We start from the raw sequence: 232 nt of genomic DNA on the forward strand, positions 1-232 counted from the left end.
GCCCTAATTCACCCAGGCCTTCACACCAAGCCTGATAGGGTTTAAGCCATATTTTTTCTTGCTCAGTTAACCCTTTATCACTGTTGCCTGCCATTGGTGCCGACATTACAATATCACCAGAGGCCAAACGTGCTATGTTTTCGTCGTTAATTGCATCTTCAAAAAATGCATTACTGCCGCTGAGCATAAATACTTCGCGGTGCATCGTTTTAGCTAAACCGTGTTCTTTCAC

The 232-nt window shown here is 44.0% G+C and carries 1 pseudogene; it reads right to left on the reverse strand.

Annotated elements, in window-relative coordinates:
- Nucleotides 1-232, reverse strand: a pseudogene (locus tag R2R70_RS23455) (hypothetical protein); the annotation flags it as partial.

This window comes from Cobetia sp. SIMBA_158, assembly GCF_046566945.1.
Classification (GTDB): domain Bacteria; phylum Pseudomonadota; class Gammaproteobacteria; order Pseudomonadales; family Halomonadaceae; genus Cobetia; species Cobetia amphilecti.